The sequence below is a fragment of the Cupriavidus gilardii genome, from assembly GCF_008801915.1.
GTDB classification, from domain to species: Bacteria; Pseudomonadota; Gammaproteobacteria; order Burkholderiales; family Burkholderiaceae; genus Cupriavidus; species Cupriavidus gilardii.
The window spans coordinates 25,437-47,406 of sequence record NZ_VZOV01000032.1; the positions used below are offsets into that span (position 1 = coordinate 25,437).

The window sequence follows — 21,970 nt, forward strand, 5'->3', positions numbered from 1 at the left end:
ATGTTCCGACAGCCAACGCGCCGACGGCCACGCGACCGGCGGCCGATCGATACCAGGAGACCTGAACGATGAACGACCGACTTCTCGTGGCAACGCGCAAGGGCTTGTTCGAGATCGAACGCCGGCCCGAGGGACAGTGGCAGCAAACCCGGGCGCATTTTCTTGGCGAGCCGGTCACGATGGTGCTGTCCGACCCGCGCGACGGCACCCTCTATGCCGCATTGAATCTGGGGCACTTCGGCGTCAAGCTGTGGCGCCGCGCGCGCGGGGAGACCGAGTGGTCCGCCTGTGCGGTGCCGGTGTATCCGCCGCAACCGGAAGAGCAGGCCGCCGCTGCAAGCCATGCCGCGCCGGACCCCGACGCGCCCAAGCCGGCGCCCTGGTCGCTGCAGCAGCTGTGGGTGCTCGAGGCCGGCGGTGCCGACGAACCGGGCGTGCTGTGGGCCGGCACCATTCCCGGCGGCCTGTTCCGCTCCGGCGATGGCGGAGCGAGCTGGGCGCTGAACCGGCCGCTGTGGGATCGACCCGAGCGCGCGCAGTGGTTCGGCGGCGGCTACGACTATCCCGGCATCCACTCGATCTGCGTCGATCCGCGCGACAGCCGCCATGTGTCGATCGCGATCTCGTGCGGCGGCGTCTGGCAGACCCGCAACGGCGGCGACAGCTGGGAGGCCACCACGCGCGGCATGAAGGCGGGCTATATGCCGCCGGAACGCAGCGAGGACCCGAACATCCAGGACCCGCACTACATGGTGCAATGTCCGGCCCAGCCCGACGCGCTGTGGGTGCAGCATCACGACGGCGTCTTCCGTTCCGAGGACGGCGGCGCCAGCTGGCGGCGCGTCGAAGGGCGTCCGTCGAAGTTCGGCTTCGCGGTCGCGGTGCACCCGCGCGATCCCGATACCGCGTGGTTCGCGCCGGCCACCAAGGACGAATGCCGCGTGCCGGTCGACGGCAGGCTGGTGGTGTCACGCACGCGCGACGGCGGGCGCAGCTTCGAGGTGTTCGACGAAGGGCTGCCGGCGCCGCCGGCCTACGACCTGATCTATCGGCATGGGCTGGCCGTCGACGGCAGCGGCGAACGGCTGGCGATGGGCTCGACCACCGGCGGGCTGTGGGTATCGGAGAACGGCGGCGAACGGTGGACCTGCGTATCGGCGCATCTGCCGCCGGTCTATTGCGTACGCTTCGGCTAGCGGCGCGCCGCATTCGATACCGCGGATCAGGACACAACTGCACCGGCGCGCATTGACGGCGGGCGGGGCGGGCGGAACACTGCGCGCTTCCCGCGCCGGACAACATCGCGCCGCGCACGGTCCCTGCAGGCCCCTGTCACCTTCGCTCCGCGTTCGATGTCCAGCTGCCGTTCTCACGCCACCTTCCCGGCCGATGCCGCCTCCATGGATTTCGCTGTCTCGCCCGCGCGCAGGCTGGTCGCCGAGGCGCTCGGCACGGCGCTGCTGATCGCGGTAGTGATCGGCTCCGGGCTGCGCGCCGAGCGGCTCGCGGCCGGCAATGCCGCGCTGGCGCTGCTGGCCAACTCGCTGGCGAGCGGCGCGGGGCTCGCCGCGCTGCTGCTGACCTTCGGCGGCATTTCGGGCGGCCATCTGAATCCGGCAGTCACGCTGTCGGCCTGGCTGCAGGGAATGCTGCCGGCGCGCGAGGCGCTGCGCTATGGGCTGGTGCAATGCGGGGGCGCGGTTGCCGGCGTGATCGCCGTCCACCTGATGTTCGGCGAGCCGCCGTTGAACGGGTCGAACCACGCGCGCACCGGCGCGCCGATGTGGTGGAGCGAATTCCTGGCGACGTTCGGACTGATCGCCGTGGCGATGGGCACCGCGCGCGCCCGGCCGGCGCTGCTGCCGTTCGCGGTGGCGGGCTATATCGCCGCGGGCTACTGGTTCACCGCCTCGACCTCGTTCGCCAATCCTGCGCTGACGCTGGCATGCGCGCTGACGGCGAGCTTCAGCGGCATCCGTGCGATCGATGTGCCGGGCTTCGTGCTGGCGCAGTGCGGCGGTGCGCTGACCGCGACGCTGGTGTTCCACTGGCTGCTGCGCACCGTGCCCGGCGGCAGCCGTGCCGCGGCAAGGTCCGACGGTGCGTGCCCCGGCGGCGCCGCGCCTACCAGCGCCGATTGAGCTGGATGCCGAAGATCGAACCCGTGGCCTGCGAGGCCCAGGCGTCGGCCGGCGCCGCGAAGGTGATGCCGTCGACGTCGTTGGCGCGGCTGTAGGTGTAGAAGGCGCGCAGATTGGCGTTGCCGGCGGCCTTGCCGAGCGTCAGCGTCGGCGCCACCGTCAGCGCGGTGCGCTGGCCGCTGACGCCAAAGCCCGACGAAATCTGGTCGTGCGCGACCTCGAAGCTCAGGCGGAAGCGCTCGGTCGGCGCATAGGCCGGCCGCACGCGCGTGGTCATCCATTGCAGCGTGCCCAGCGCCGAGCGGTCGTACTGCAGGCTCGATTCGACCGAGCCGATCAGGCCCGCGCGTCCCTTCCATTCCATCGATTCGGCGACCCGCACGCGAGACAGCGTGTCGCCCATGCCGGTATAGCCGGTCATCGCGGTGCGGCTGCCGGCGCCGTACTGCAGGCCGAAGCGGTTGGTGCCGGCCAGGACGCCCTTCTGTTCGTGCATTGCCGACGCCCACCAGGCATCGCCGGCGGCATCGGCCAGCGCGTCGGCCTGGACGCGCGTGAAGCCCAGCTGCAGCGTGCCCTTGTCATTGACGCCGATCGGCGCGGTGCGGACCGAGTGATAGCTGGGCAGATGCTGGCCATTGGTGTCGTTGCGGGCGGTGTACTGATAGCTGAGGCCGACGCCGGCAATCCTGGCGTCGTCGACGCCGAAACGCAGCGCGCTGGAGGTCGGCGGCAGCAGGCCCGACGACATCAGGAACGGGGACGTGTCGCGCCGGCCGGCCCACATGGTGGCGCCGTCCAGCGCGGCCACGCCCTTGACCGCGGTATAGAACTGCGGGATCAGCTGATAGGGATCGACCGGGGCAGGCCGCCCATCGATGGTCGTGGTATTGGTGCCGCGCGCCTGCGCCACCACCTCGATCGCACCGCCGCCGTCCAGCGTATAGAGCTGCTCGCGCAGCTTGACCTCGCCGCTGCTCTGGCAGGCCACGCCGTGGCCGATGCCGGTCGACAGGCTGCCGCCCGGACAGGCCCGCATCGCGTGGGTGTTGTCCTCGTAGGCCGCGCGGCCGCTGTACGACAGGCTCCAGACGGTCTCCTCGGCCGGTTCGGCGCTCGGCAGGTTGGAGGCGAATACCGGCGGCGCATCGCTGGGCGTGGGCGCCGCGGCGTCGCCGCCGGCCGGCGCCATGGCCTCGGGCATGAATTCGCCCAGCCGGTTCGGGAACAGCACCACCGGCGGCGGCGCAGGCGGCAGCGGCTCGGGCGGTCCTGCCAGGCCCGGGTCGAGTTCGGCCAGCGCGGTCTGTTCCGGCGTATCGGCGGGCGGCAGGTCCAGCGTTCCGGTGGCGGCGTCGGCCGCGGCCGGCGCCTCGCGCTGAAGCAACCCGGCGAGCGGATCGGCGTCGGCGGCCTGCGGCTGCGGCTGCGGCTGCGAGCCTGCCGACTCCGCCGGCGGCACCGGACCCTCCACCGACGGGTTCTGCGTCGGGTTCTGCATCGGATTCTGCGTCGGATTCGGCCTTGAATCCGGCGTCCAGCTCGACAGCCGCGCAACGGCCGGCACCGGGGCGGCCGGCGCGAACACCGGCGGCGCGATCGGCTGCGGCGCCGGCGGCGTCTGCGCGCAGGCAACGATGCCCCACGCCGCCAGGCCGGCCAGATACAGCCAGCGCGGACGCGGCAGTACGGACGAACGGACGGAGCGGTTCAGCGGACGACGGCGAGAGGAAGACGACGCGGACAACGACATGCGGTGACAACAGGGCGGCAACGGTGCGCAACGGCGAGCACGGGCTCGGCCGTGCCGGACCGACGGTTTTATCAGTCGGGCTGATTGGACAGCAAGAGAGGTTACAAAATCCATCGGCTGTGCACTGCAGATGACGAAAGCGTACGTTCGGCCACCGATGCCGACGCAGCGCGCCATGCCGGATCGCCCCCCGCGAAGGCGCGCCATACCGCACTTTCCTAGCGAAAACCCGGAGCTTGGCGCGGCCCCGTGGCGAATTGGGCACCGCTATAATCGATCAGCCTGCTGGAACGGGTATGAGCGGGCAAACCAGAGGGTGAATCCGGGCCTGTTATCGGCGCAAGCTGCCACGTCGGCGGGTGCGGCGGTAACAGGCCCGTTATTGCGCGCTGTCGTACCACGGCCTGCCGCGCGTTCCCGGCCAGCGTTGGAGTCGACGCACTCTCTCGCCCTCGGCCGGACCAAAATTCGAAAACGAGGAGAGTAGTCGATGGAACGTCGTTCCTTTCTGTTGAAAGCGTCGGCCGTGGCGGCCACCGGTGCGCTGGCCGCCTGCGGCAAGCAAGAGCAGGCCGCCGCGCCGACCCCCGCCAGCGCCCCCGGCACGCCCGCCGCGCCTGCCGTGGTCGGCAGCAACCCGGCCGTCGAATGGCGCCTGGCGTCGAGCTTTCCGAAATCCCTCGACACCATCTACGGCGGCGCCGAGACGCTGTCGAACCGGGTCAAGGAACTGACCGACGGCAAGTTCAACATCAAGGTGTTCGCCGCGGGCGAAATCGTGCCGGGCCTGCAGGTGCTCGACGCCGTGCAGAACAACACCGTGCAGATCGGCCACACCGCCGGCTATTACTACTTCGGCAAGAACCCGACGCTGTGCTTCGACACCACGATCCCGTTCGGCCTGACCGCGCGCCAGCAGAACGCCTGGATGGTGCAGGGCAACGGCATGAAGCTGATGCGCGAGTTCTTCAAGGAATACAACGTCGTCAACTTCCTGGGCGGCAATACCAACGCGCAGATGGGCGGCTGGTTCCGCAAGGAGATCCGCACCGTCGCCGACCTGCAGGGCCTGAAATACCGCGTCGCCGGTTTCGCCGGCGTGGTGCTGTCGCGCCTGGGCGTGGTGCCGCAGCAGATCGCCGGTGGCGACATCTATCCGGCGCTGGAGAAGGGCACGATCGACGCCGCCGAGTGGGTCGGCCCGTATGACGACGAGAAGCTCGGCTTCTTCAAGGTCGCGCCGTTCTACTACTACCCGGGCTGGTGGGAAGGCAGCGCACAGCTGTCGTTCTACGCCTCGGCCAGCGAATTCGAGAAGCTGCCGGCGCTGTACAAGCGCGCGCTGGAGACCGCGACCTTCGAGGCGCACACCACGATGATGGCCAAGTACGACACCGTCAATCCGCAGGCGCTGGCGCGCCTGCTGGAGAATGGCGTCAAGCTGCGCCCGTTCTCGCGCGAGATCATGGAGGCGTGCTTCAAGGCGACCCAGGACGCCTATGCCGAGGAAAGCGGCAAGAACCCGTCGTTCAAGAAGATCTACGACGACTGGCGCGTGTTCCGCAACAACCAGGCCGCGTGGTTCAACGTCGCCGAGCAGGCCTTCGCGCAGTTCAGCTTCGCCCGCAAGCTGTAAGCGCCGGCGGGCGGCATCGCGCCGCCTGCACGGCTCGGTCCGCACCGGTAGAATCCTCGGCTTCTGAGAGGATTCTCCGATGCAGACCGGCATACTCTACGCCCTGCTGGCGTACATCATCTGGGGCCTGCTGCCCCTGTACATCAAATCCCTCCACGGCATCGCGCCCCTCGAGATCCTGCTGCACCGGATGGTGTGGTCGCTGGTCTTCCTCGGCGCCATCCTGGCGATCCGCCGGCACTGGGGCTGGCTGCGCGGGGTCTGGTCCGATCGCCGCCTGCTGCTCGGCTTCGTCGCCAGCGCGGCGCTGCTGTGCGGCAACTGGTTCCTCTATATCTGGGCGGTGTCCAACGATCGCGTCGTCGATGCGAGCCTGGGCTACTTCATCAATCCGCTGTTCAGCGTGCTGCTCGGCGTGGTGTTCCTGCGCGAGCGGCTGCGGCCGGCGCAGTGGGTCTCGATCGCGCTGGCGGCCGCCGGCGTGGTGTGGCTGACCTTCGCCGCCGGGCAGCTGCCGTGGATCGCGCTGGCGCTGGCCGGCACCTTCGGCGGCTACGGGCTGCTGCGCAAGACCGCAGCACTGGGTGCGCTCGAGGGGCTGTCGCTGGAGACGCTGCTGCTGTTCCCCTTCGCCGTCGCCGCGCTGGGCTGGATGTTCTCGACCGGCGAGGCCGGCTTTGCCCATGCGAGCCTGGGCGTGCAGTTCCTGGTGGCGATGGCCGGGCCGGTCACCGCGGTGCCGCTGCTGTTCTTTGCCGCGGCGGCGCGCCGCATCCCGCTGTCGCTGCTCGGGCTGTTGCAGTACACCGGTCCGACGCTGCAGCTGCTGCTGGGCGTCTGGCTGTACCACGAGCCGTTCCCCGCCGACAAGCAACTCGGTTACGCGATGATCTGGGTATCGCTGGCGCTCTATGCGCTGGAGGGGTTCTGGATGTCGCGGCGCCGCCCGCCGGCGGTGGCGGTCGACTGATTGATCATTGGCGGTATCGATGGAACGTGTTATTGGTGGCGCGCGACCATTCGTCGACAACATGATTGTGCCTGTCGAGCGGGGGACTGGCGCGATTGCCATGCGGCGGCGCCGGGCACATCCACGCCATTCCATCGATGCGACCGATGGCATCGGCGATCCGGCCGCCATGTTTGATTATTGGCACGAATAATCGAACGCCGAGCTCCCATGTCAAGTACGACGGTCCCGCCGCTGCGCAAGATCATCCATTGCGACTGCGACGCGTTCTACGCCTCGGTCGAGATGCGTGACGACCCGTCGCTGCGCGGCCGGCCGATGGCGGTCGGCGGCGCCCCGGACCGGCGCGGCGTGATCGCGACCTGCAACTACGAGGCGCGCGCCTATGGCGTGCGCTCGGCGATGTCGTCCGCGCAGGCGGTCAAGCGCTGTCCCGAGCTGCTGATCCTGCGGCCGGCGATGGACAAGTACAAGGAAGCGTCGCGCCGGATCTTCGGCATCTACCGCGAATACACCGAGCTGGTCGAACCGCTGTCGCTCGACGAGGCCTATCTGGACGTCAGCGCGTGCACGCAGCACCGGGGCAGCGCGACGCGCATCGCCGAGGAGATCCGCCGGCGCGTGCGGGAAGAGGTCGGCGTCACGGTCTCGGCCGGCGTCGGGCCCAGCAAGTTCATCGCCAAGATCGCCAGCGACTGGAACAAGCCGGACGGCCTGTTCGTGGTGCGGCCCGAAGCGGTCGACGCCTTCGTCGCCGCCTTGCCGGTCGAGCGCATCCACGGCGTCGGCCGGGTCACCGCGGCCAAGCTGAACCGCCTCGGCGTCAAGACGTGCGCGGATCTGCGGGCGTGGACGCCGGACCTGTTTCATCGGCACTTCGGCAGCTTCGGCGGCCGGCTTTACAACCTGTGCCGCGGCATCGACGAGCGGCGGGTATCGCCCGAGCGCGAGCGCAAGTCGATCAGCGTCGAGGAGACCTATGCCGACGATCTGCCCGACCTGGCGGCGTGCCTGGCCGAGCTCGAGCCGCTGATCGCGCAGCTGCAGGTACGCATCGCGCGCGCCGGTGCCCAGCATCTGATCCACAAGTTGACGGTCAAGCTGCGTTTCTCCGACTTTCGCCAGACCACGGTCGAATGCCGCGGCCAGATGCCCGAGCGCGACGTCTACGCGCGGCTGCTGGCCGAGGGCCATGCGCGGCGGCGCTTGCCGGTGCGGCTGCTGGGCGTGGGCGTGGCCACCAGCGATCCGGACACGGCGCAGCTGGATCTGTTCCGGGATCTGGCCGATGCGGGCGACGGCAGGGACAGCGCGCACGAAAGCGCCTGAGCCGGTCCGCCGCCATCGTCACGGCAGCTGATTGCGCATCAGCACCAGCCAGGGGGCATGCGAATTGGTAAAGCCGTCCACCAGGCCGGAATCGCCCAGCTCGACCAGCTCCATCGACACCGACTGCTGCAGGTTTCCGCCGATGGTCTTGACCACGCGGGCGGTCGCATCGACCTCGACCACGATGTCGCAGTGCATCGGCGTGGTGCCGAAGCCGACCTCGTCGACGCTGCTCAGGTATTTGTCGCGGCCGCGCCCCGCGCACAGGATGTCGCCGGGGCGCGGCATCGCGGGCAGCGGCTCGAGGCGGAAGGCCGGCGCGGGCAGGATGCCGTCGCGCGCATCGACCACATACATCGAATGCGATTGCCCGGTCAGGAACTGGCGCTCGTTCAGCCCCGCCTGGCGCAACACCCACGAAATGAACACCGCGGACCACGCCCACCGTCCCTCGGTGATCTGCTGGCAATCGACCTCCTTGCCGACGATGGCCCAATAGCGCTGCGCCAGCGCGCAGCCCTGCGGCGTCGCCTCCATGCCGGTGCCGTCCGGAAAACCGGCGCACCCCGGGGCGGCAGTGGTGCCGAAACTCTCGTCGGTATCGGCCGACGAGGCGGACGCGCCATTCGTCGCGCCATTCTGGATCCGCGCTTCGATGCCGTCGGGCAGCGCCGGCGGCGGCAGTGGCAGCGGACTGCTGACCACGCAGGCGGTGTCGTCGCGCCCGATGCGGATCGTCTGGCCCCCCCAGCGCTGCCACTCCTGCAGCGCGATCTGCACGATGCGCTGGCGCGGCGTGGCGCCTGGCATCGCCGGCGGCGCCTGTACCTGGGCCTGCGGCAACGGGACCGCCTGCGGACGCGCCGTCGGTGGCGGCGCCGGCGGAGCGGGCGGCTGCATCGCGCAGGCGCTCAGCAGGCAGGCGGCAACCGTGCCGGCGAGGGCCGCCAGACGGCGGCGCAGCGCGCGCGACACCGCCCCCGGTAAACCTGCCGGGCGCTGTGGAAAATCATGTGAGAAACGATGTGAATAACGCTGTGGAAATCCGGGTGGCAAGGCGTGCATCGGCATGACATGAAAACGGCGGACGACGACGAAGGAGGGGCGCGCAATGGCGCCGAAAGACCCGCGCAAGGCTGAAAAGACGCGGAAAAACGCGGGAAAGAACGCCGATCCGGCATGCCGCGCGTGGCACCGCGACGCCGCCTCGGGCGCCGCCCGGCCCGGGGGCCGATGCCGGTGGAAAAACGGGGAAAAGCCTTGCGGCTGCGTTGTGGATAACATTTCCCGCCCGGTGCCCCACGCTCGCCTTGCGGCGACAGGCGGCGGCACGGCGGGACCCTGTGGAATCGGGCTGGTCGGTACCGCCCGGCAGCTTACTGATTGACGGCGTCCTTGAACTTCTGGCCGGCCTTGAACTTGACCGTCTTGGCCGCTTCGACCTTGATCTCTTCGCCGGTACGCGGGTTGCGGGCCATGCGCTCGCCACGCTCGCCCTGGCTGAACGTGCCAAAGCCGATCAGGCTCAGCGTGTCGCCCTTGGCGACGGCGTCCATGATGGCGTTCAGCGTCACGTTCAGTGCCTGCTCGGCCTTGGCCTTGGTCAGACCATCCACACCCGCTGCGATCGCGTCGATCAGTTCGGTTTTCGTCATGCTTCACTCCGTATCGAGTTGAAAAAACACATTGCCTCCCGCCCGCCCGGTGTGCCGGACGTGGCCCCGGAAAAGGCGCTGCGGGCCACATCATACCGTGTCGCGCCAGCCGGTCCCCGCGCGACATTGTTACAGCAACCCTTGCTGGACAAGGCCTGCCGGGATTGGAGCGGGAAGTTGGACGGTTTACGGGCGCGCCAGCGCGCCATGCAGCGGGCCGCATACCGCCACGCATACCGCCACGCATACCGTCACGCAACCGTGACGTATACGGACCCTGCCGAACCGCGTTGATCGCCGTGCAGGGCCCGTATACGCCTGCTGAGCGCCACGGCCCCGCTGCAGGTCCCGGACCCCATCCAGGGACGTTAACGGCGCTCCGGGAGGCTCTCAGGCGCCTCCGGGCCTGCTCGGGCCGATTCCGGCACGTTGCGGGCACAGGTATACGCCGGTTTGTCGGCATTCCACGTCCGGGGTTCACACGGGGTGGGGATGCGGAGTCAAGGCGCGCTGGGCGTATACCGGCTCGGCCGACAGCCTTGCCCCGGGTATACGGCGTCCAGCGGTATACGCCCGATACGCCTCGACGGGGTAAACGCCGCAGCGGGGTTTACCTCGTTTTGCCTGTCTTTTCTGGTGTCCCGCGAAGCAGCCGATGGGGGGACGTAGTCCCTTTGGTTTAGATAGTTCTTTTGATGTATACGGATAGTAGTAGTAGGTAAACCCGCCCCCTTTCTGTGGACAAGTCGGTAAACGTCAGGCGGATCAATGGTTTACCGAATGCAGAACCATCGGGACGAAATCCCGGTGCAGGTGGATGACTCAGCCGTTCGGTGGAGGGACCCGCCGACAGTGCTAGGACTTATGCCCGAGGCATCCCCATGCCAGCCCCAGGCGGCCCACATCAAACCCGCGTGCTTATCCACAGAAGAAGGCGGGGTTGTCCACAACTTCGGTTCGTTCGTCGCCCCCTTTGCGTCGCGCTACGCGGGTATACGTCGGTGGGCAGCACGTGGTGGATGGACCGCTTCTTGCCCGGTTTCGCGTCGGCCGCTTCCGTAGCGCCCTGGTAAACGGCCACCATGCCGCTACCAGGTATACGCCGCGCCACGCACCATCACGCACGGTCACGCGGCGCGGGTATCATCCGGCATCGCCCGGCCGGCACGCGCCGGCATCGGGAACACGACCAGCAGACAGACCGAACGACGGTAAACAGGATGGATATGGCCGAACAGTCGAAGCGCAAGCAGGACAGCAAGGGGGACAAGAGCGACAAGGCAGGCAAGGGCGCCAAGGCCGAAAAGGACAAGAAGCCCAGGACCGCCAAGGACCGCATCGAGGTCCGCCAGTCCGGCGTGCACGGCAAGGGCGTCTATGCGATCGCGCCGATCGCCGCCGGCGAACGGATCATCGAATACAAGGGCGAGCGGATCTCGTGGGAGACCGCGCTGGAGCGCCACCCGCACGATCCGAACGAGCCGAACCACACGTTCTATTTCAGCCTCGAGGGCGGCGATGTGCTCGACGCCAAGTTCGGCGGCAACCGTTCGCGCTGGATCAACCATGCCTGCGAACCGAACTGCGAGGCACGCGAGAAGAAGGGCCGCGTGTTCATCCACGCGCTGCGCGATATCGAGCCGGGCGAGGAGCTGTTCTACGACTACGGGCTGGTGATCGACGCCCGCTATACGAAGAAGCTGAAGAAGGAGTTCGAGTGCCGCTGCGGCAGTCCGAACTGCCGAGGCACCATGCTGGCGCCCAAGGGCCGGCGCTGACGCGCTGCCGCCGCGGCGGCCGGGGCCAGCGGATCTAGCCCGCCCCGGGCGCCTCGCAAGGAATCCGGATCACGAAGCGCATATTGGCGCGCGCCTGGCCGTCGGCGCGCTGTGATTCCGTATCGGGCACATCCTCGATGCTGATGCTGCCGTGATGCAGGCTGATGATTTCGTGCACGATCGCCAGCCCCAGTCCGGCGCCGCCGGGCGTGGCCTCGGGACTGCGTCCGGGAACATGGTCGCCGCGGAAGAAGCGCTTGAACACCTCCTCGCGCCGTGCCGGTGCAATGCCGGGGCCGTTGTCCTCGACCATCACCACCGCCATGCCCCGATGACCGATGGCCTCGCCGCCGGCCCGCACGGTGATGCGGCCGCCGGCGGGCACATACTTGACCGCGTTGTCGATCAGATTGTTCAGCGCCTCGCGCAGCAGCAGCCGGTTGCCGCGCACCATCGACGGCGCGGCGCCGGTGAAGGTCGGTCCCGGCAACGTTTCGAAGCCCAGGTCGATATGGCGCGCCAGCGCCTGCGGCACCCATTCGGCGCCGGTCTCGAAGGCCAGCGTGGCCAGGTCGAAATGCTCGATCGGGCCGAGCCGCTCCAGCGACAGGCCGGGCTCGGCGCGCGCCAGCGACAGCAACTGGTTCGACAGCCGCACGGCCCGGTCCGCCGCCGACTGCAGCTCGCGCAGCGCATGGCGGGCCACCTCGGCGTTCTCGGCCTCTACCGCGCGGTCGGCATGCAGCTTGACCGCGGTCAGCGGCGTGCGCAGCTGATGGGCGGCATCGGCGATGAACTTGCGCTGGGCGTCCAGCGCATCGCGCAGCCGCGCCAGCAGCGCGTTCAGCGCGCGGATCAGCGGCTCGACCTCGGCCGGCACCTGGGTCTCGTCGAGCGAGGCCAGCGAGCGTGCGGTCTGCCGGTTCAGCTTGTCGGTCAGGATCTGCAGCGGCACCAGCTCTTCCTTCAGCACGTGCGACAGGATCAGGCTGCCGACCAGCAGCAGCAGGATCAGCGGCACCGACACCGACAGCAGGATTTCGTTGGCGGCGGTCTCGCGCCGGTCCAGCAGTTCCGCGACCTCGACGACGATCGGGCCGCGCGACGGGGCGGCGGCGGCCTGCGGCACACTGGCCGCGCCGTTCGCCGCGCTGGCGGCCACGCTGTTTGTGATGCTGGCGGCAACGTCCGCGGCAACGTCGATGTCGCCATCGGCCGGCGCGGCCGGCACCGGATCGAGATGCACCGGCAGCCGCACCGCCCGTACCTGCCGCCCGCTGAACCAGGCGTAGAACAGCCGCGCGTCATGCAGCGTGGTCTGGCCGGTGCCGTAGCCCAGCCAGGTGTCCATGCCGCCGATCAGCCCATCGGGTCCATGGATGCGCCAGTAGATGCGGTCGCTGCCTTCGGCCTCGACCAGCGTCTGCGCGATCGCGGGGATATCGTGTTCGAGCCGGGGACCGGCGATGCGGATCTGCTGCGCGATATTGTTGGCGACGCCGTACAGGGCGCGGTCGAACACCTGCGTGGTGTAGTGTGCCGCGAGCCAGTAGGACAGCGAGCCGCTGGCGAGCACCAGCGCGAACAGCGGCGTGGCCAGCGCGCGCAGCAGGTGGATGCGCAGGCTTTGCGTCGAGGCCAGGCGTACCTGCTGGGGGCCGCCGCTGGCGCTCGCGCCCGCGGTGCCGCCGGTCCCCGCGTTGCCGCCGGTCCCCGCGTTGCCGCCGGATGCGCCCTCGCCGCGCGCGCTCCGCAGAGGCGCCTGGAGCCGCCGCACGCCGCGCCTCGCGCTAGGCCTGGCCGCGGCTTTGCAGCAAATAGCCGAAGCCGCGTACCGTCACGATTTCGACGTCGCTGTCCTCGAGCTTCTTGCGCACGCGGTGAACGTAGACTTCGATCGCGGTATCGCCGACGGTGTCCCCGCCATCGCCGGCCGGATGGGCGAAGGTCGCCAGGTGGTCCTGCAGCTGCGCCTTGCTGACCACGCGCCCCTGCCGCTGCAGCAGCAGTTCGAGCACCGCGAACTCGCGCGGCGACAACTCCAGCGGCTTGCCGTCGACGAACATGCGCCGGTCGCTGCCCGACAGCCGCAGCCGGCCCAGCCGCACGTCGCGGTCGGGCGCCGCCTCGCCATGCTGGCTGCGGCGCAGCAGCACGCGCACGCGTGCCTCCAGTTCGGGAAAAGCGAAGGGTTTGACCAGATAGTCGTCGGCGCCGGCGTTCAGGCCGGACAGCTTGTCCTCGAGCTCGTCGCGCGCGGTCAGGATCAGCACCGGCGTGGTGCGGTTGCGCGCGCGGTAGCGCGACAGCAGCGTCATGCCGTCGATGCCGGGCAGGCCCAGGTCGAGGATCACCAGGTCGTGCTGCTCCTTGAGCAGATGCTCGGTGGCATAGACCCCGTCATGGACGACGCGCACCTGGTGGCCCGCCTGGAACAGGCCGGCTTCGACGCCGCTGGCGATCTGGCGGTCGTCTTCGATCAACAGGATGCGCATGGGCGAAAGGTTCGGCTACGGGTTCGGCAGGGTGCTGCGGGGCGCCGGAGGGAACGCGGCTGGCGTCGCGCTTCGGGTGCCGGGGCCCCGCCTGGCCGCCGATTGTACCGCGCGTGGCGCGGGCCTTCCTTTCGATTGGCTTGCGGACCGGGCCACGGCGGGTCCCGGGGACAACAGGATCGGCCTTGCGGTACGCCGGCGCGGTTCAGCGCCTGGCGAGAGTCGCGGCGGCCTGCTCGATGAAGCGGGCCAGGTCGATATCGCGCTGGGTCAGGCCGTTGGCGTCATGGGTCGACAGCGTGATGTCGACGCGGTTGTAGACGTTGAACCATTCGGGATGGTGGTCGGCTTTCTCGGCCTGCATCGCCACGCGCGTCATGAAGGCGAAGGCGGCGTTGAAGTCGGCAAAGGTGAAGCGCTTGTGGATCGCGTCGCGGTCGGCGACCGCGCTCCAGCCCGGCAGCGACGCCAGCAGCGGCGCGCGTTCCTGTTCGGACAACGGAGAAAGAGCGGGTGAGGTCATGATGGCAAGGCCCGTAAAGTAGGGAATCGGAACAAGGCAGAGCCGGCCCGCCCGACCATCGCGGTCGGACATGCCGGCATTGTTTCATAAAGCGGGAAACGCGGCGGCGTCAGATATCGTCGCTGTCGCCCCAGCCCTCGCGATTGCCCGCCTGCAGCACCAGGTCGCCATCGGCGATGTCGCCGGCGCCCAGCGTCCGCTGCTGGCGCAGCTCGGCGTACAGAGGCGTGAAGTCCGGGCGGGTCGCCTCGAACAGCTGTTCGAAGCTGTCGATGACGAAGTAGGTCTTCTGGAAGGTGTCGATGCGGTAGCGGGTCCGCATGATGCGGCGCACGTCGAAGCCGATCCGGTTCGGGCTGGCCGAGTCCAGGCTGTAGATCGACTCGCCCTGGCTCGAGACGATGCCGGCGCCATAGATGCGCAGGCCCTCGGACGAGCGGATCAGGCCGAACTCGACGGTGTACCAGTACAGCCGCGCCAGCATGTCCAGCGCGCCCATGCCGGCCGCCTTCAGGCCGCCCTGGCCGTAGGCCTGCATGTAGTCGGCGAAGACGGGGTTGATCAGCAGCGGCACATGGCCGAACACGTCGTGGAAGCAGTCCGGCTCCTGCAGGTAGTCCAGCTGCTCCGGCTTGCGCATCCACCAGCTGGCCGGGAAGCGCCGGTTGGCCAGATGCTCGAAGAAGACCTCGTCGGGCACCAGGCCCGGCACCGCCACCACCTGCCAGCCGGTGGCGGCCATCAGCTTGTCGTTCAGGCGGGCGAAGTCGGGCACGCGGTCGGCGTCCATGCCCAGCGTGTCCAGGCCGCGCAGGAACTCGTCGCAGACCCGGCCGCGCAGCATCGACGCCTGGCGCGCATACAGCTGGCGCCAGACGGCGTGGTCGGCGTCGGTGTAGCGGTGCAGCGGCTGGGCGATGGTGAAGTCGTGCTTCAGGTCCGGGTTGGACAGCAGCCCGGCTTCGAACTGTTCCTTCAGCTTGTCGGTCAGCGTGCCGGTGAAGGTGGCGCTGGCCGCGGCTTGCTGCTCTGGGGTCTGGTCGAGGATCGCTTCCATCTGCTTGTCTCCGGCGATTCGGTGCGGGTCGGGCCCGGTGTCGTTTGCGGTATTGCCGCACGCGGTTGGTGGTGCATGCGGGATTTCTGCAAAGTCTACCGAGATGACGCTGCAAATAGCCCGCAAAAACGGCTTGGATTGCCGTTCCGATGCGGGTAATCTGCATCAAGCGCAAAACCGATGCAGGATCTTTGTATGCTGAGTCTCGACAACTTCGATCTGGCGCTGCTGGCCGCGCTGCAGGCCGACGGCCGCAGCACCCACCAGCAACTGGCCGAGCAGGTCCATCTGTCGCCCAGCCAGGTCGGCCGGCGCATTGCGCGGCTGGAGGCCGAGGGCGTGATCTCCGGCTACCGTGTCGTGCTGTCGCCGCCGGCGCTGGGGCTGGGCGTGCTGGTCTTCACCAGCGTCAAGCTGGCCCACCACGGCGACACCGCGATCGAGCGCTTCAAGGAAGAGATCCTGCTGCTCGAGGAAGTGCAGGAGTGCTACTCGGTCGCCGGCGAGGCGGACTACCTGCTGCGCATCGTCGTCACCGACCTGCCGGCGCTCGCCGATTTCACCATGCGCAAGCTGATGCGGGTGCCGGGCGTCGAGAGCGTGCGTTCCAATATCGTGCTGACCGCGCTCAAGCGCGAAGGCGCGCTGCCGCTGTCCCATCTGCGCTAGGCCCCGTGCGTGCGGCTCGTGCGCCAACCCGTCGGTTGGCTTGCGCGCGGACGCCTCGCATGTCACTCTCGCCAGGTGCCCGCTGATGCACCGCAGCGGGGCCGACCATGCGGAGAGGGACGAGATGCGAGACCGGGCCACGGGCTTTGGCGGGGAAGGCGAACAGGACGTCGTGGGCCAAACGGGGACGGACGACCCGCCGAACAGGGCGAGGACCGATGCCCGCGGACCGGCCCGCCGGCGCCTGTTTGCGCATGTCGTGGCGGCCTGTTCGCTGGCGCTGGGCGCCCACGCCGCGCTGGCGACGCAACTTACACGCGTTTCGCCGGAAGGCCAGGTCTCCAAGGTCCGCCAGGTCACGCTGCGCTTCGACCAGTCGATGGTGCCGCTGGGCGACCTGCGCGCGACCGCACCGGCCGCCGTCCAGTGTACCGGCGCCGCGCCGGCGGATCTGGGCGGCGAAGGCCGCTGGGTCGACGACCGCAACTGGGTGTTCGACTTCGTCCACGACCTGCCGCCTGGCGTCTCGTGCACGATCCGGCTGCGCGCAGGCCTGAAGAGCCAGGCCGGCCAGGATTATCGCGGCAAGTCCGATTACCGTTTCGAGACCGGCGGTCCGATCGTGGTGTCCAGCCGCCCCTCCGGCGGCGAGATCGAGGAGGACCAGGTCTTCGCGCTGCGCTTCAACGGTCCGGCCACGCCGGACTCGGTGCGCCAGCATGCCTTCTGCCAGGCGCAGGGCGTCGGCGAGATGATTCCGGTGCGGCTGGTGACCGGCGCGGACCGCGACGCGGTGCTCAAGGCGCTGGGCTGGAAGCCGCGCGGCGCGGACAGCGTGCATCTGCTGGCCTGCCAGCAGCGGCTGCCGGCCGGCGCCAGGATGGAACTGCTGCTGGCGCCGGGCATTGCAACGCCGTCGGGCCTGGCCAGCAAGGAAGGGCGCCGCTTCGAATATCGCGTGCGCGAACCGTTTACCGCCAGCTTCAGCTGCGAGCGGGAAAACGCGCAGGCGCCCTGCACGCCGCTGCGGCCGATCTCGCTGGAGTTCTCCGCGCCGATCGCCCGCCGTGCTGCCGAAGCCGTGGTGCTGCGCACGCCGTCGGGGCAAGTGGCGCCGAAACTGGAGGCGAACCTGGCGGCCGATGCCACGGTCACCTCGCTGCGCTTCGAGCCCCCGTTCGCCGAGAACGCGAACATGACGCTCGAGCTGCCGTCGGGACTCAAGGACGAAAGCGGCCGCCCTTTGAGCAATGCCGATCTGTTTCCGCTGCGGGTGACGACTGCGCCGATGCCGCCGCTGGCCAAGTTCGCCGCGGCGCCGTTCGGCGTGATCGAGCGCTTCGGCGAGGTGCCGAGGAGCCGGACCGACAAGCCGGCCGACGGGTTGGCTGATTACCCGCCGCTGCTGCCGGTCACGCTGCGCCATGTCGAGCGTGAACTTAAAGTGCTCGGCGTGCGCGCCGAAGCCGGAACGGTCAGCCGGGTGCGGGTCGACGACGATGCCGCGGTGTTGCGCTGGCTGGCACTGGTGCGGCGCATGCACGAGACCAGCTGGACCCGCGCCGAGCTCGACGCGATGCTGGCCGGCAAGCCGCCGTCGGCGGCCCGCATTCCGCGCAACGCGCCCCAGATCGAGACGCGCGCCGTGTCGCTGCTGGCCGGGGTGCCGGGCGTGCGCAAGCTGGCCGTGCCGGCCTCGGTGGGCGAGGGCGCCAGCCGGCCGTTCGAGGTGGTCGGCATTCCGCTGCCGGAGGCGGGCTTTCATGTGGTCGAGATCGCCTCGCCGAGCCTGGGCGCGGCGCTGCTGGGCAAGCCGGCGCCGATGTATGTGCGGACCGCGGCGCTGGTGACCAATCTGGGCGTGCACTTCAAGGTCGGGCGCGACAACGCGATGGCCTGGGTCACCACGCTGGACGGCGGCAAGCCGGTGCGCGAGGCCAATGTCGCGGTGCGCGATTGCAGCGGCAAGCTGATCGCCACCGCGCGCACCGACGATGCCGGCGTGGCGCGCTTCGGCCGGCTCGGCGACGATGGCACCGACGGCGCCAGCCGCGCCAGCCGCTATTGCGAGGACACCGGGCTGTCGGGCTACTTCGTGTCGGCGCGCATCGTCGCCGCGCACCCGCAGGCACGCGGCCAGGCCGACATGGCCTTCGTGATGTCGGACTGGAACCGCGGCATCGAGAGCTGGCGCTTCCATGTGCCGACCGATACCAGCCCCACGCCGACCGTCCGCGCGCATACCGTGTTCGACCGCACGCTGCTGTCCGCGGGCGAGACCGTCTCGATGAAGCACTACCTGCGCGTCGAGACCTCGAACGGCTTCGCGCTGCCGCCGGGCGGCGCCGGTGGATCGGCGCAAATGCCGGAGAAGCTGGTGATCCGCCACGAGGGCAGCGGCCAGACCTACGAACAGCCGCTGCAATGGCGCATTACCGCCACCGGCGGGCGCAGCGCCGAGAGCCGCTTCACGTTGCCGCCGGCGGCCAGGCTGGGCCGCTATACGGTCGAGCTGGCCGACGCGCGCCAGCGCAGCTACGACAGCGGCGCCTTCCGCGTCGAGGCCTTCCGCCTGCCGGTGCTGGCCGGCACGATTCGCGCCGCGACCGCCGGCGGCGCCCAGGCGGTGGTCGCGCCGAAATCGCTGCCGCTGGACGTCGAGGTGCACTACGTGTCGGGCGGCGCCGCGGCGGGTTTGCCGGTACGGATATCCGCGCTGCTGCGCGAGCGCCTGCCGCGCTTTGCCGATGCCGCCGGCTACAGCTTCGATGCGCCGCGCGCGCCGGACGAGCAGCGCGACGAATCGGACGAGGTCGAGGACCAGGACCCCGGCCAGCCGGCGGCGCAGGACGGCCAGACGCTGATCGCCGACAAGCGCGCGCTGACGCTGGACGCCAACGGCGGCGGCCGCCTGACGCTCGACACGCTGCCGCCGGTCACCGCGCCGCGCGATCTGCTGGTCGAGGCCGCCTTCGCCGATCCCAACGGCGAGATCCAGACGCTGCGGCAGACGCTGCCGCTGTGGCCCGCCGCGGTGGTGGCCGGCATTCGCGCCGACGACTGGGTGGCGGTCAAGCGCCAGGCCACGGTGCAAGGCATCGCGCTCGATATCGACGGCAAGCCGCGCGCCGGCGTGCCGATGGAGGTGCACGCGCGCGCGCGCATCACGACGTCGGCGCGCAAGCGCGTGGTCGGCGGCTTCTATCGCTACGACAACCGCACCGAGGTGCGCGAGCTCGGCAAGGTCTGCGAGGCGAAGACGGACGCGCGCGGCCGCATGCAGTGCGCGGTGTCGCTGGAACAGACCGGCGAGGTCGAACTGATCGCCCGTGCCCGCGACGATGCGGGCCGGGTCTCGGAAGCGGCGACCAGCGTCTGGGTCACCGGCCAGGGCGAGCTGTGGTTCGGCGGCGAGAACCACGACCGCATCGACCTGCTGCCCGAGCGGCCGTCGTATGCGCCCGGCGATACCGCGCGCTTCCAGGTGCGGATGCCGTTCCGCCAGGCCACCGCGCTGGTCGCCGTCGAACGCGAGGGCATCCTCGAGACCAGCGTGGTGACGCTGGCCGGCAAGGACCCGACCGTCAGCGTCAAGGTCAAGCCCGAGTGGGGGCCGAACGTCTACGTGTCGGTGCTGGCGCTGCGCGGACGCCTGCACGAGGTGCCTTGGTATTCCTTCTTCACCTGGGGCTGGCGCGAGCCGCGCGAATGGTGGCGCGCCTTCCGCAGCGAGGGCCGCGAATACGTCGCGCCGACGCCGCTGGTCGATCTGTCCAGGCCGGCATTCCGGCTCGGTCTTGCCGAGATCCGCGTCGGCAACGAGGCACACCGGCTCGACGTCAAGGTCGTCACCGACCGCGCCAGCTATCCGGTGCGGGGCCAGGCCAGGGTGACGGTGCAGGTCGCGCTGCCGGACGGCAAGCCGGCCGCCAACAGCGAAGTCGCGCTGGCCGCGGTCGACGAGGCGCTGCTCGAACTGATGCCCAATACCAGCTGGAACCTGCTCGAAGCGATGCTGCAGCGGCGCAGCTACGGGGTCGAGACCGCGACCGCGCAGATGGAGATCGTCGGGCGGCGCCACTATGGCCGCAAGGCGGTGCCGGCCGGCGGCGGCGGCGGCAAGAATCCGACTCGCGAACTGTTCGACACGCTGCTGCTGTGGAATCCGCGCGTGCAGCTGGACGCGGCCGGCAAGGCCACGCTGACGGTGCCGCTGAACGATTCGCTGACGCGCTTTCGCATCGTCGCGATCGCCGATCTGGGCGTCGCCCGCTTCGGCACCGGCAGCGCCACCGTGGCGGCGACACAGGACCTGCAGCTGATCTCGGGTTTGCCGCCACTGGTGCGCGAGGGCGACCGCTATCGCGCGATGTTTACGCTGCGCAATACCACCGCGCGCGCGATGACGGTGGAGGTCGGCGCGCGCAGCGTGCCGGCTGGTGCCGCCGGTGGTGCCGCCTCCGGCGCCGTGGGCGGCGATCCGGCAGCCGGCGCGGGGACGGCAACGCTGCCCACGCAGACCGTGGCGGTACCGGCCGGGCAGGCGCGCGAAATCGGCTGGGACGTGGTCGCGCCGCTGCTGGCGCAGGCGAGCGGCGAGCCCACGGTCACCGAGAGCGAGCTGCAGTGGGAAATCACGGCCACCGAACAACGCAAGGGCGACGGCAAGAGCGAGGACAGCGCACCCGCGTCGGACCGCATCCGCATCGGCCAGCGCTTGGCCGCGGCGGTACCGCTGACCGTGCAGCAGGGCACGCTGGCGCAGCTGGCGCCGGGCCTGTCGGTGCCGGTCCGCGCGCCCGCGGCCGCGCTGCGCGATCCCTCCGGGGCACCGCGCGGCGGCCTGCAGATCGGCCTGCAGTCGTCGCTGGCCGGCGGCCTGCCCGGCGTGCGCGACTGGTTCGCCCGCTATCCGTATACCTGCCTGGAGCAGCGCGCGTCGAAGGCGGTCGGCCTGGGCGACGCCGCGCTGTGGCAGTCGCTGATGGGGCAGCTGCCCGCCTATCAGGACGACGACGGGCTGGTGGCGTACTTCCCGATGCAGGGCGAGGCGGTGCGCGACGGCGGCAGCGAGGTGCTGACCGCCTATCTGCTGGCGCTGGCCGACGAGGCGCATCGCGCGGGGCTGCCGCTGCAATTGCCGGCGCAGGCGCGCGAGCGGATGGAGCAGGCGCTGGCCGCCTTCGTCGAGGGCCGGCTGCAGCGCCGTGCCTGGGCGCCATCCTCCGACCTGGAGATCCGCAAGCTGGCCGCGCTGGAGGCGCTGTCGCGCGGCGGCAAGGCGCAGGCCCGCATGCTCGGTTCGATCCAGATCGCGCCGCAGCAGTGGCCGACCTCGGCGCTGCTCGACTGGACCGCGCTGCTGCAGCGACTGCCCGATGTGCCGCAGCGCGAGGCGCGGCTGGCCGAGGCGCAGCGGTTGCTGCGCGCGCGGCTGGACCTGCAGGGCACGCGGCTGGCCTTCTCGACCGAGCGCGACGACCACTGGTGGTGGCTGATGGCCGGCGGCGACATCAACGCCGCGCGGCTGCTGACGCTGGCGCTGGAACTGCCCGAGTGGCGCGAGGATGCGCCGCGGCTGGCCAGCGGCCTGCTGGGCCGCCAGAACGGCGGCGCATGGAACACCACCAATGCCAATGCCTGGGGCGTGCTGGCGGTGCGCCGCTTCGCGCGGATGTTCGAGCGCGAGCCGGTCGGCGGCACGACGCGCGTGACGCTGGGCGAGGCTTCGCGCAGCTTCGACTGGCGCTCGGCCGCAACCGGCAAGGACGGTGTGGCGGCGGGCGCGCTGATGCTGCCGTGGCCCGCGCAGCCCCCGCAGTCGCCGCAGCCGACCCCGTCCGCCGCGCCCGCCACGCTGCAGCTGCAGCACGAGGGCGCCGGCCGGCCGTGGGCGACGGTGCGCGCGCTGGCGGCGGTGCCGCTGGCCGAGCCGATCGCCGCCGGCTACCGCATCCGCCGCAG

The 21,970-nt window shown here is 70.1% G+C and carries 16 protein-coding genes; 9 read left to right on the forward strand and 7 right to left on the reverse strand.

What is annotated here, in order from left to right:
• Positions 1-68 precede the first annotated feature (68 nt).
• Positions 69-1,196 (forward strand): WD40/YVTN/BNR-like repeat-containing protein, encoded by a 1,128-nt coding sequence (locus tag F7Q96_RS23925; RefSeq protein WP_053822863.1) that lies wholly within the window; start codon positions 69-71, stop codon positions 1,194-1,196.
• A gap of 204 nt (positions 1,197-1,400) precedes the next feature.
• The gene (locus tag F7Q96_RS23930; protein WP_053822862.1) at positions 1,401-2,141 is read left to right on the forward strand and encodes an aquaporin; all 741 of its coding nucleotides are present in this window, start codon (positions 1,401-1,403) and stop codon (positions 2,139-2,141) included.
• Here F7Q96_RS23930 and F7Q96_RS23935 read toward each other — a convergent pair.
• Positions 2,125-3,894: a carbohydrate porin gene (locus F7Q96_RS23935; RefSeq protein ID WP_226994796.1), complete on the reverse strand. Its 1,770-nt coding sequence runs from the start codon at positions 3,892-3,894 to the stop codon at positions 2,125-2,127. The two genes, F7Q96_RS23930 and F7Q96_RS23935, sit on opposite strands and share 17 nt — an antisense overlap.
• Positions 3,895-4,384: 490 nt before the next feature.
• Between F7Q96_RS23935 and F7Q96_RS23940 the strand changes: the two genes are divergently transcribed.
• The 4 genes from F7Q96_RS23940 (at position 4,385) to dinB (ending at position 7,829) form a co-directional block, all read left to right on the forward strand.
• Positions 4,385-5,530 (forward strand): TRAP transporter substrate-binding protein, encoded by a 1,146-nt coding sequence (locus F7Q96_RS23940; protein WP_023265089.1) that lies wholly within the window; start codon positions 4,385-4,387, stop codon positions 5,528-5,530.
• Between the two features lie 79 nt (positions 5,531-5,609).
• Entirely contained in the window at positions 5,610-6,500 is an 891-nt protein-coding gene (gene rarD / locus F7Q96_RS23945; RefSeq protein ID WP_006579856.1) for an EamA family transporter RarD, read from the forward strand.
• Positions 6,501-6,519: 19 nt separating this feature from the next.
• Complete coding sequence (locus F7Q96_RS26910) at positions 6,520-6,693, forward strand: hypothetical protein (RefSeq protein ID WP_158507274.1); 174 nt, start codon at positions 6,520-6,522, stop codon at positions 6,691-6,693.
• Positions 6,694-6,710: 17 nt separating this feature from the next.
• On the forward strand, positions 6,711-7,829 hold the full coding sequence (gene dinB, locus F7Q96_RS23950; protein WP_053822861.1) for a DNA polymerase IV: 1,119 nt from the start codon (positions 6,711-6,713) through the stop codon (positions 7,827-7,829).
• Between the two features lie 18 nt (positions 7,830-7,847).
• On the opposite strand, the gene F7Q96_RS23955 is transcribed toward dinB, so the two are convergent.
• Positions 7,848-8,900, reverse strand: coding sequence for a DUF2272 domain-containing protein (locus F7Q96_RS23955; RefSeq protein WP_053822860.1), 1,053 nt, complete (start codon positions 8,898-8,900; stop codon positions 7,848-7,850).
• A 305-nt stretch (positions 8,901-9,205) separates the two neighbouring features.
• Positions 9,206-9,484: an HU family DNA-binding protein gene (locus tag F7Q96_RS23960; RefSeq protein WP_006579334.1), complete on the reverse strand. Its 279-nt coding sequence runs from the start codon at positions 9,482-9,484 to the stop codon at positions 9,206-9,208.
• A gap of 1,226 nt (positions 9,485-10,710) precedes the next feature.
• On the opposite strand from F7Q96_RS23960, the gene F7Q96_RS23965 reads away from it, so the two are divergent.
• A complete protein-coding gene (locus F7Q96_RS23965) occupies positions 10,711-11,262 on the forward strand; it encodes an SET domain-containing protein (protein ID WP_053823252.1) in 552 nt (183 codons plus the stop codon).
• A gap of 34 nt (positions 11,263-11,296) precedes the next feature.
• Here the strand turns inward: F7Q96_RS23965 and F7Q96_RS23970 are convergent, their stop codons facing one another.
• The 4 genes from F7Q96_RS23970 to phhA all read right to left on the reverse strand — a co-directional run bounded on the left by F7Q96_RS23970 (position 11,297) and on the right by phhA (position 15,337).
• Positions 11,297-12,904, reverse strand: coding sequence for a sensor histidine kinase (locus tag F7Q96_RS23970; protein ID WP_053823251.1), 1,608 nt, complete (start codon positions 12,902-12,904; stop codon positions 11,297-11,299).
• A gap of 148 nt (positions 12,905-13,052) precedes the next feature.
• The gene (locus tag F7Q96_RS23975; RefSeq protein ID WP_053822859.1) at positions 13,053-13,757 is read right to left on the reverse strand and encodes a response regulator transcription factor; all 705 of its coding nucleotides are present in this window, start codon (positions 13,755-13,757) and stop codon (positions 13,053-13,055) included.
• A 205-nt stretch (positions 13,758-13,962) separates the two neighbouring features.
• Positions 13,963-14,280 (reverse strand): 4a-hydroxytetrahydrobiopterin dehydratase, encoded by a 318-nt coding sequence (locus F7Q96_RS23980; protein WP_053822858.1) that lies wholly within the window; start codon positions 14,278-14,280, stop codon positions 13,963-13,965.
• Positions 14,281-14,389: 109 nt separating this feature from the next.
• Positions 14,390-15,337 (reverse strand): phenylalanine 4-monooxygenase, encoded by a 948-nt coding sequence (gene phhA, locus F7Q96_RS23985; RefSeq protein ID WP_151023393.1) that lies wholly within the window; start codon positions 15,335-15,337, stop codon positions 14,390-14,392.
• A 195-nt stretch (positions 15,338-15,532) separates the two neighbouring features.
• Between phhA and F7Q96_RS23990 the strand changes: the two genes are divergently transcribed.
• Complete coding sequence (locus tag F7Q96_RS23990) at positions 15,533-16,006, forward strand: Lrp/AsnC family transcriptional regulator (RefSeq protein WP_053822856.1); 474 nt, start codon at positions 15,533-15,535, stop codon at positions 16,004-16,006.
• Between the two features lie 259 nt (positions 16,007-16,265).
• Positions 16,266-21,970, forward strand: a 5,705-nt coding sequence (locus F7Q96_RS23995) for an alpha-2-macroglobulin family protein (protein WP_322789920.1), incomplete at its 3' end; no start/stop codon positions are given.